Source organism: Streptomyces sp. NPDC001668, assembly GCF_042893155.1.
Taxonomy (GTDB): domain Bacteria; phylum Actinomycetota; class Actinomycetes; order Streptomycetales; family Streptomycetaceae; genus Streptomyces.
Map to the genome: position 1 here is coordinate 274415 of NZ_JBIAUQ010000006.1, position 9747 is coordinate 284161.

Annotated in this window: 10 protein-coding genes; 5 read left to right on the top strand and 5 right to left on the bottom strand. The window is 72.1% G+C overall.

The features are described from left to right. Positions 1–63: 63 nt before the first annotated feature. The 3 genes from ACFYZ8_RS20925 to ACFYZ8_RS20935 all read left to right on the top strand — a co-directional run bounded on the left by ACFYZ8_RS20925 (position 64) and on the right by ACFYZ8_RS20935 (position 1779). Positions 64–570, top strand: coding sequence for a phage holin family protein (locus ACFYZ8_RS20925; protein ID WP_359030626.1), 507 nt, complete (start codon positions 64–66; stop codon positions 568–570). Continuing rightward, a complete protein-coding gene (locus tag ACFYZ8_RS20930; RefSeq protein WP_359030625.1) occupies positions 567–1508 on the top strand; it encodes an alpha/beta hydrolase in 942 nt (313 codons plus the stop codon). The genes ACFYZ8_RS20925 and ACFYZ8_RS20930 overlap by 4 nt, the downstream gene beginning before the upstream one ends. 85 nt (positions 1509–1593) lie before the next feature. After that, positions 1594–1779, top strand: a complete 186-nt coding sequence (locus tag ACFYZ8_RS20935; RefSeq protein ID WP_078936341.1) for a hypothetical protein — start codon at positions 1594–1596, stop codon at positions 1777–1779. Positions 1780–1801: 22 nt separating this feature from the next. Here the strand turns inward: ACFYZ8_RS20935 and ACFYZ8_RS20940 are convergent, their stop codons facing one another. The 3 genes from ACFYZ8_RS20940 to nth all read right to left on the bottom strand — a co-directional run bounded on the left by ACFYZ8_RS20940 (position 1802) and on the right by nth (position 5596). Beyond that, complete coding sequence (locus ACFYZ8_RS20940) at positions 1802–3001, bottom strand: MarP family serine protease (protein WP_359030624.1); 1200 nt, start codon at positions 2999–3001, stop codon at positions 1802–1804. Positions 3002–3120: 119 nt separating this feature from the next. Further along, positions 3121–3810 (bottom strand): NUDIX hydrolase, encoded by a 690-nt coding sequence (locus ACFYZ8_RS20945; RefSeq protein WP_388537517.1) that lies wholly within the window; start codon positions 3808–3810, stop codon positions 3121–3123. Between the two features lie 817 nt (positions 3811–4627). Further along, complete coding sequence (gene nth / locus ACFYZ8_RS20950; protein WP_388537519.1) at positions 4628–5596, bottom strand: endonuclease III; 969 nt, start codon at positions 5594–5596, stop codon at positions 4628–4630. Between the two features lie 336 nt (positions 5597–5932). Here nth and ACFYZ8_RS20955 point away from each other — a divergent pair, with 336 nt between their 5' ends. Both ACFYZ8_RS20955 and ACFYZ8_RS20960 read left to right on the top strand, forming a co-directional pair. After that, complete coding sequence (locus ACFYZ8_RS20955; protein WP_015658871.1) at positions 5933–6607, top strand: Crp/Fnr family transcriptional regulator; 675 nt, start codon at positions 5933–5935, stop codon at positions 6605–6607. A 236-nt stretch (positions 6608–6843) separates the two neighbouring features. Beyond that, positions 6844–7668, top strand: coding sequence for a nucleotidyltransferase (locus ACFYZ8_RS20960; RefSeq protein WP_388537520.1), 825 nt, complete (start codon positions 6844–6846; stop codon positions 7666–7668). Here the strand turns inward: ACFYZ8_RS20960 and ACFYZ8_RS20965 are convergent. Together ACFYZ8_RS20965 and ACFYZ8_RS20970 are read right to left on the bottom strand one after the other, a co-directional pair. Continuing rightward, entirely contained in the window at positions 7661–8491 is an 831-nt protein-coding gene (locus tag ACFYZ8_RS20965; RefSeq protein WP_388537522.1) for an MBL fold metallo-hydrolase, read from the bottom strand. The two genes, ACFYZ8_RS20960 and ACFYZ8_RS20965, sit on opposite strands and share 8 nt — an antisense overlap. Then, the gene (locus ACFYZ8_RS20970) at positions 8488–9357 is read right to left on the bottom strand and encodes an NUDIX hydrolase (RefSeq protein WP_388537523.1); all 870 of its coding nucleotides are present in this window, start codon (positions 9355–9357) and stop codon (positions 8488–8490) included. Before ACFYZ8_RS20970 ends, ACFYZ8_RS20965 begins: the two co-directional genes overlap by 4 nt. Positions 9358–9747: the final 390 nt, after the last annotated feature.

The following is a 9747-nucleotide window of genomic DNA, read 5'->3' on the forward strand; positions in this document are numbered from 1 at the left end:
CGGTACAAAAGTCACGGCCCACAAGGGCCCTGGTGAAGAGTCGAAGTGAAGAGGGAGACCGCGATGAGCGCACCCGACGGCAGCCCGGTCGGCGCCGAACGCAGCATCGGCCAGCTGTTCGCCTCGGCGACGACCGAGATGTCGGCACTGGTGCACGACGAGATCGCGCTGGCGAAGGCGCAGCTCAAGCAGGACGTCAAGCGGGGCGCGGCGAGCGGCGGCGCGTTCAGCGTGGCCGGCGCGGTCCTGCTGTTCTCCCTGCCGATGCTCAACTTCGCGCTGGCGTACGGCATCCGGACCTGGAGCGACTGGAACCTCGCGGTCTGCTTCCTGCTGTCCTTCGCCGCCAACGTCCTCGTCGCGCTCGTCCTCGCGCTGATCGGCGTCGTGTTCGCGAAGAAGGCACAGAAGAGCAAGGGCCCGCAGAAGGTCGCCGCCTCGATGAAGGAGACGGCCGGCGTGCTGCAGAACGCCAAGCCGCACCCGCGCCCCGGCAACGACAACAAGGTCCTGGAGGAGCGAGTCCGGGAGACGAAGGCCATCGAGGCTGTGGCACGCTCGTCGTCATGACCGATCCCGCCACCCCTTCGGCGCAGCAGCCCGCCTCTCTCGTACGGCCCGACGGTCCCTGGACGCACCGGGACGTGGCCGCCAACGGCGCGCGCTTCCACATCGCCGAAATGGGCGACGGGCCGCTCGTGATGTTTCTGCACGGCTTCCCCCAGTTCTGGTGGACCTGGCGCCACCAGCTGGAGGCGCTCGCCGACGCCGGCTTCCGGGCCGTGGCCATGGATCTGCGCGGCGTCGGCGGCAGCGACCGCACCCCGCGCGGCTACGACCCCGCCAACCTCGCCCTCGACGTCACCGGCGTGATCCGTTCCCTCGGCGAGCCGGACGCCGCGCTGGTCGGCCATGGCCTGGGCGGCTATCTGGCGTGGACGGCGGCCGCGATGCGTCCCAAGCTCGTACGACGACTCGCGGTCACCTCGATGCCGCATCCCCGGCGCTGGCGCTCGGCGATGCTCTCGGACGTCAGACAGACGCGCGCCGGCTCCTACATCTGGGGGTTCCAGCGTCCCTGGATCCCCGAGCGCCGGCTCACCGCGGACGACGGCGCGCTGGTCGCCGAGCTGATCCGGGACTGGTCCGGCCCGCGGCTGCCGGACGACAAGGCGGTGGAGACGTACCGCGCGGCGATGTGCATCCCCGCGACGGCGCACTGCTCGATCGAGCCGTACCGCTGGATGGTGCGCTCCCTGGCCCGTCCCGACGGCATCCAGTTCAACCGGCGCATGAAGCGGCCCGTCCGCGTGCCGACGCTCCATCTGCACGGCTCGCTCGACCCGGTGATGCGCACCCGCAGCGCCGCCGGATCCGGTGAGTACGTCGAAGCGCCGTACCGCTGGCGGCTGTTCGACGGCCTCGGGCACTTCCCGCACGAGGAGGATCCGGTCGCGTTCTCAACAGAACTGATCAATTGGTTGAAGGACCCCGAACCCGATCGGTGACCGAACGGCCACTTGCCCGGCGCATAGGCCAATTGGGGGGCGTGGGGGCGGTTATCGACCTTGGGGCAGGGGCACACGTCCGGGTATGGGCTGGACGCACGACTACGGTGACGCAGCACGCAATCGACGCTCGGGCGCTGCCCTGAGCTCCCATCATCAGGGCGGTGCCCCGCAACTGCCGGGCGGCACAGACCTGAGGGTGGGCATTCCGCGCATCCTGCGCCGCCGGGCCCGCTGGGTCTCGGTACGGCTGCGTCATCCCCGAGGCTGACGCGCCCGCCTTCTGACACCTCTCACAGCGCGCAGCTGTCGCTGTCCACCTGCTGGTTCGCGGTGCGCCCCTTGGCGATGTCCTGCTGGATCTCGTCCGCGGTGAGCGCGTACCCGGTGTCGGCGTCGTCGCGCGACTTCGCGAAGACCACCCCGTAGACCTTGCCCTGCGGGGTGAGCAGCGGACCGCCGGAGTTGCCCTGGCGGACGTTCGCGTAGAGGGAGTAGACGTCGCGGCTGACGGTGCCGCGGTGGTAGATGTCCGGTCCGTGGGCGTCGATGCGCCCGCGCACGCGCGCGGAGCGCACGTCGTACGAGCCGTTCTCCGGGAAGCCCGCGACGATCGCGCTGTCCCCGCTGGCCGCGTCCTTCGACGTGAACTGCAGGGCGGGCGCGTCCATGTCGGGCACGTCCAGTACGGCGATGTCGCGCTCCCAGTCGTAGAGGACGACCGTGGCGTCGTACTTCCTGCCCTCGCCGCCTATCTGGACCGTGGGCTCGTCGACGCCGCCGACGACGTGCGCGTTGGTCATGACGCGGCGGTCGCCGAAGACGAAGCCGGTGCCCTCCAGGACCTTGCCGCAGCTCTGCGCGGTGCCCATGACCTTGACGATGGAACGCTGGGCGCGGGCGGCGACGGCACTGCCCGCGAGCTTGGGGTCGGGCGGCTGGACCTCCTTGATGGGCTCGTCGGAGAACGGGCTGAAGACCTGCGGGAAGCCGTTCTGCGCGAGGACCGAGGTGAAGTCCTTGAACCAGGTGTCGGCGTCGGAGGGCAGCGCCTCCTGCACGCCGAGGAGCACCCTGGAGCCGCGGACCTCCTTGCCGACCGTCGGCATCGTGGTCTGCGCGAGGGTGGCGCCGATCAGCCAGGCGACCAGGAGCATCGCCACGACGTTGACGAGGGCGCCGCCGGTCGCGTCCACCGCGCGCGCCGGGGACCAGGTGATGTACCGGCGCAGCTTGTTGCCGAGGTGGGTGGTCAGGGCCTGGCCGACGGAGGCGCAGACGATGACGACGACCACTCCGACCACGGCGGCGACCGTGCCGACCTCCGCGTGGTCGGTCAGGGCGTTCCAGATCACGGGGAGGGTGTAGACGGCGACGAGACCGCCGCCGAGGAATCCGATCACCGACAGGATGCCGACGACGAAGCCCTGACGGTAGCCGACGATCGCGAACCACACGGCGGCGACCAGCAACAGGATGTCCAGCACGTTCACCGGTTCGAGCCTCGCCTCATCACTTCGCGTCCATCACAGGTCGGCCGGGGGTCCGGCCCGCCGCGAAGCGGCAATCGGATACAGCGCCCCCGGTAAGACACCACACGGAGTTCACCCTGTCATGCGCGCCAGTCCAGCGGGACCTGCTTCTCGCGGTCCCAGGGGCGCTCCCAGCCCGCGTAGTGCAGGAGCCGGTCGATGATTCCGGCGGTGAAGCCCCAGACCAGGGCCGATTCGACCAGAAATGCCGGGCCTCGGTGGCCGCTGGGGTGGACGGCCGTCGCCCGGTTGCCGGGGTTCGTGAGATCCGCCACGGGGACCGTGAAGACGCGGGCGGTCTCGTTCGGGTCCACGACCGCGACCGGGGTCGGCTCGCGCCACCAGCCCAGGACCGGGGTGACCACGAAGCCGCTGACCGGGATGTACAGCTTGGGCAGCACGCCGAAGAGCTGGACGCCCGAGGGGTCGAGGCCGGTCTCCTCCTCGGCCTCGCGCAGGGCGGCCCTGAGGGGCCCGTCGCCCTGCGGATCGCCGTCCTCCGGGTCGAGGGCGCCACCGGGGAACGACGGCTGCCCGGCGTGCGACCTGAGCGAGCTCGCCCGCTCCATGAGCAGCAGCTCGGGCCCGCGCTCGCCCTCCCCGAACAGGACCAGCACGGCCGACTGCCGCCCCGCGCCGTTCGCCGGCGGCAGGAAGCGGCTCAGCTGGAGCGGCTCGACCGTCTCCGCGGCGTGCACCACCGGGTCCAGCCAGCTGGGCAGACCGTCCTTGCTGAGCGTCACGCCCTTCGTGTGACTCGCCCGTGTCATCGCCACCCCCGTCGTCCTGCACCGCTCAACGCCCGAGGGGCCCTAGATCGTTCCACCCGGGCATCGCACAGGCCCTCCACGGGTTGCGTCCCGCGCGTCGAGCCCGGAAGACCCGCCCGGAGCGGCACCCCGGCCGAGCCCGGCTTTCGGGCGGAGCCGGGCACGCTGGGTCGGCTGAGCCGGCTCTCTTTCGCGACCTCGGCGGGCTCCTTCACGGCCCCGGCCAGCTCTTTTGCGGCCCCGGCCAGCTCTCCCGTCCGGCTCAGCTTTCCCGTCTGGGTCAGTTCTCCCGCAGATCCGGGCAGTCCGGGCCGGCTCCGGCTGAGCTCTGCGGCCCAGCGCAGCTCTCCAGCCGTGGACAGCCCTTCCGCCGAGCCCAGCACGCCGACCGAGCCCGAGGCTCCCGCCCCGACCAGCACCTCACCCCAGCGCCACTGTCCGGCCGTGGACGGCCCTTCCGCCGAGCCCGGCACACCGACCGTGCCCGAGGCTCCCGCCCCGACCAGCACCGCCGCCCAGCGCAGCTCCCCGGCCCAGGCCAACTCGTCCGCGCGGCCGCGCTCTTCCGCGTGGCCCGGGGTCACCGCCCCGGGGGCCCCGCCCCGCCACCACCAAAACCCACCCACCCGGAACCACGGGCAATGGCCCGCACGGCCACCCCGCGAGGGTCGTTCGACCGGCCGCACCGCACAGACGGCCCCTGCGACCCGACAAGCCGTCCAAGCAGTCCGAGCTGACCAAGCCGTCCAAGTCGGCCGAGGCGCCCGCTCCTGCCCTCCGACCCCCGCCCATCCTCCCCGCGACGCCACCCGCACCCTCACCCGCCGGCCCCCAGCGGCGGAGCCGCCTTGCCACCCGCGTCCAGGTAGGCCTGCGGTGGGTTCAGCCGTTGCCCCGGGAAGCCGCCCTTCTCGTACTTGAGGAGTTTCCGCGCCTTCTCGGGGTCCGTCTCGCCCTCGCCGTAGGCCGGGCAGAGCGGGGCGATGGGGCAGGCGCCGCAGGCGGGCTTGCGGGCGTGGCAGATGCGGCGGCCGTGCCAGATGACGTGGTGCGACAGGTCCGTCCAGTCGCTCTTCGGGAAGAGCGCGGAGACGGCGGCCTCGATCTTGTCGGGGTCGGTCTCCGCGGTCCACTGCCAGCGCCTGACCAGCCGCATGAAGTGCGTGTCGACGGTGATACCGGGCCGTCCGAAGGCGTTGCCGAGGACGACGAAGGCGGTCTTGCGGCCCACACCGGGGAGCGTGACGAGGTCTTCGAGCCGCCCCGGGACCTCGCCGCCGAAGTTCTCCACGAGGGCCTTGGACAGCCCTATCACCGACTTGGTCTTGGCCCGGAAGAACCCGGTCGGCCGGAGGATCTCCTCGACCTCCTCGGGGTTGGCCGCGGCCAGGTCCTCGGGGGTGGGGTACTTGGCGAACAGCGCTGGGGTCGTCTGATTGACCCTCAGGTCGGTGGTCTGTGCGGACAGGACCGTCGCCACGATCAGCTGGAAGGGGTTCTCGAAGTCCAACTCGGGGTGGGCGTACGGGAACACCTCCGCGAGTTCGCGGTTGATGCGCCGGGCGCGACGGACGAGGGCGGTCCGCGACTCGTTCCGCACGGGCTTCACGGTGACGGTCTTCGGGGCGACGGTCTTCGGGGCGACCGTCTTCGTGGCCGAGGCCTTCTTCACCTCAGCCGCCGCCTTCTTGGGAGCGACGGTCGCCTCCTTCACGGCGGCAGCCTTCTTCACGGCGGCGCCCTTCCTCACGGGAGCCGCCTTCTTCGCCGAAGCCCTCTTCTCCACCGGAGCCTTCCCTGCCGCTTTTGCCGTTTTCTTTCCGCCCCCGGCGCCCTGTTCGCCCACGGCGGAATCCCGACGTGCAACCACCCGCGCAGCCCCCTCGGCCTGTGCTCTCACCGGCGTTTTGGACACCCGGCCAGCCTAGAGCCCGGCACTGACATCCGTCCCGGACCCCGAAGACCGGCCCCCAATTGGACCCCTGCCGCTTACCCCGGGACATGTGTGCGGCATCCTTGTGACAGATCACACTGTTTGGACCGTCCGGCAAAATGGGCACCGGGTTCCCCTGGTACCAAGGGGGAACAAGATCCCCTGAGCAGGTCGACAAGGAGAGAACTCGTGGACGACGTTCTGCGGCGCAACCCGCTCTTCGCGGCACTCGACGACGAGCAGTCCGCGGAACTGCGCGCCTCCATGAGTGAGGTGACCCTCGCGCGAGGCGACTCCCTGTTCCACGAGGGCGACCCGGGCGACCGGCTCTACGTCGTCACCGAGGGCAAGGTCAAGCTCCACCGGACCTCCCCCGACGGCCGCGAGAACATGCTGGCCGTCGTCGGCCCCGGCGAACTCATCGGCGAACTGTCCCTGTTCGACCCGGGCCCGCGCACCGCGACCGCGACCGCGCTGACCGAGGTCAAGCTGCTGGGCCTCGGCCACGGAGACCTCCAGCCCTGGCTGAACGCCCGCCCCGAGGTCGCCACCGCCCTGCTGCGCGCCGTCGCCCGCCGACTGCGCCGCACCAACGACGCGATGTCCGACCTCGTCTTCTCGGACGTCCCCGGCCGCGTGGCCCGCGCCCTGCTCGACCTCTCCCGCCGCTTCGGCGTGCAGTCCGAGGAGGGCATCCACGTCGTCCACGACCTCACGCAGGAGGAGCTGGCCCAGCTGGTCGGCGCCTCCCGCGAGACGGTCAACAAGGCCCTCGCCGACTTCGCCCAGCGCGGCTGGCTGCGCCTGGAGGCCCGCGCGGTGATCCTCCTGGACGTCGAGAGGCTCGCCAAGCGCTCACGCTGAGCGCGGATGGCCGTACGACATCGAAGGGCCCTGCCGCGCGGCGGGGCCCTTCTTCTCGTACCGCCGGGGCGGCCGGCCGACGTGATCGCCACGCCCGCCACTTTCAGGGCACCTCACCCCGCCCGTGAGGCGCTCCTGCCCCCCTTTTGTCACCACTGACCACGTTCGGCCCCACACGGGCCGCCCAGGGCCGTTAATGAGCTGCCTCCGGGTCCGCCCCCGGGCACAGTGATCCCATGGCCGCCGAAACCGTTCCCCCCATCGCCCCCAAGGGACTCGACGCCCAGGGCTACATCGAGCGCGAGGGCTCCCTGGGCCGGATCGCGCAGCCCTTCCGGCCGGTCGTCGCGGCCGCCCGTGACCGGGTGCTGGACCTGTTCGGGCCGGGGCTGCACAGCGCGTACCTCTACGGGTCGATTCCGCGCGGCACCGCGCGCGTGGGCCGCAGCGACCTCGATCTCCTGCTGGCCCTGCGGGACGAGCCGACCGACGCCGACCGGGAGGGCGTACGGCAGCTCGGGGAGGCTCTCGACAAGGAGTTCCCGCAGATCGACGGCGTCGGAACCCTGCTCTACAGCCGCGATCTCCTGCTGAGCGACCTGGAACGCCACGACCTGGGCTGGTTCGTGGCCTGTCTCTGCACCCCCCTGCTCGGCGACGACCTGGCGGAGTACCTCCCCCGCTACCGCCCGGATTCCCTCCTGGCGCGCGAGACGAACGGCGACCTCGCCCTCCTGCTCCCCCGCTGGCGCGAACGGATCGAGACGGCGGACTCCGACGAGACCCGGACCCGCCTCGTCCGCTTCATGTCCCGCCACCTGGTCCGCACCGGGTTCACCCTGGTCATGCCCCGCTGGAACGGCTGGACGAGCGACCTGGGCGAGATGGCGGAGGTCTTCGCCACCTACTACCCGGAGCGCGCCGAGCAGCTACGGGCGGCGGCCGTCCTGGGGCGCACCCCGACCGCCGACCCGGCCGTACTGCGGACGTACGCCAACGACCTGGGCCCCTGGCTCGCGGACGAGTACGCGCGCGTGCACGGCACGAAGGCCCCTAGATGAGCCCGTGCTCCTCCAGGTACTCCAGCTGAGCCCGCACCGACAGCTCGGCGGCGGGCCAGAGAGACCGGTCCACATCCGCGTACACATGTTCTACGACGGCCTCGGGCGTCCGGTATCCGTCCTCCACGGCCGTCTCGACCTGGGCGAGCCGGTGGGCGCGGTGGGCGAGATAGAACTCGACGGCGCCCTGGGCGTCCTCCAGGACCGGCCCATGACCCGGCAGGACGGTGTGGACGCCGTCGTCGACCGTCAGGGACCTCAGCCGCCGCAGGGAGTCCAGGTAGTCGCCCAGGCGGCCGTCCGGGTGGGCCACGACGGTCGTGCCGCGCCCCAGGATGGTGTCACCGGTCACGACGGCCTGATCGGCCGGGAGATGGAAGCACAGCGAGTCGGCGGTGTGCCCGGGAGTGGGCACGACCAGGAGCTCCAGCCCGCCGACGCGCACCACCTCCCCCGCGCCGAGCCCTTCCTCCCCGAGCCGCAGCGCCGGGTCCAGGGCCCGCACCTTGGTACCGGTCAGCTCGGCGAAACGGACGGCGCCCTCGGCGTGGTCGGGGTGCCCGTGGGTGAGCAGGGTGAGCGCGACCCGCTTGCCCGCGGCCTCGGCGGTGTCGACGACGGCCCGCAGGTGCCCCTCGTCGAGCGGGCCGGGATCGACGACGACCGCCAGCGCCGAGTCCGGCTCCGACAGGATCCAGGTGTTGGTCCCGTCCAGGGTCATCGCGGAGGCGTTGGGCGCGAGGACGTTGACGGCTCGCGTGGTGGCGGGGCCCGAGAGGACCCCGCCCCGTGGCTGGCCGGGGAGGGCTGCGGCGTCGGTCATGCGGGGGCTCCACCGGTCGGGATGTGTTTGGTGAACTCGTCGTGCCCCGGCCAGGAGAGCACGATCTCGCCGTCCACCAGCCGGGCCTGCGCGAGCACAGGGGTCAGGTCCCGGCCGGGCGCCGCGGCGAGCGCGTCGGCGGCGGTGCCGTACGCGGCGATCTGCCGCAACGTGGCGATGGTGGGCGGCATCATCAACAGCTCGCCCTTGTCGTAGCCGTCCGCCGCGTCCTGGGGCCTGATCCACACCGTACGGTCGGCCTCGGTGGAGGCGTTGCGGGTGCGCTGCCCCTCCGGGAGGGCGGCGACGAAGAACCACGTGTCATAGCGACGGGGTTCGAACTCGGGAGTGATCCAGCGCGTCCAGGCCCCGAGCAGGTCCGACCGCAGCACGAGGCCCCGGCGCGCCAGGAACTCCGCGAAGGACAGATCCCGGGCCACGAGGGCGGCTCGGTCCGTCTCCCACTCCGCGCCCGTGGTGTCACCGACCACCGACTCGGCCGTCGGGCCGGCGAGCAGGACGCCCGCCTCCTCGTACGTCTCCCGCACGGCCGCGCACACGATCGCCTGCGCCGTCGTCTCGTCCACCCCGAGCCGAGCCGCCCACCACGCGCGCGTGGGGCCCGCCCAGTGGATGTGGTGCTCGTCGTCACGGGGGTCGACGCCACCACCGGGGTAGGCGTACGCGCCCCCGGCGAACGCCATCGAGCTCCGCCTGCGCAACATGTGCACGACCGTCCCGGCCGACCCGTCCTTCAGCAGCATCACGGTGGCAGCGCGCCTCGGCAGGGCCGGCTGCAGCTCACCGTCCGCGAGCGCGCGGATACGGTCCGGCCATTCCGCTGGGTACCACTGCCCGTTTGCCATGGGCGGAGGCTAACTCGTGGGGGGCGGATGTTCGAGGGGCGGTCGCCTAGGGGGGTGCCGGGTGCGGTCGTCGGGCGGGTGCCGGTGCGTGGGGGCTGGTCGCGCAGTTCCCCGCGCCCCTGGGGGGTTGCAGTTGGCCTGCGCCACGACGGACCGTTCTCTCCCTCTGGCGCGCCACCGCGGGCCGTTGGCCGCGTACGGCGGGAAGGGGCCGGGGTGGGGGGTGTCCGCCCGCAGCGGCCGGCGTCCGTTATCCAGTACATCTCAAGGGACCGAGCCGCCGGACCGAGGACGGATACCCCCCCCCCCCCCCCCCCCCCCCCCCCCCCAAAAAAAAAAAAAAAAAACACCCCCCCCCCCCCCCCCCCCCCCCCGCCCCCCACGCCCCGG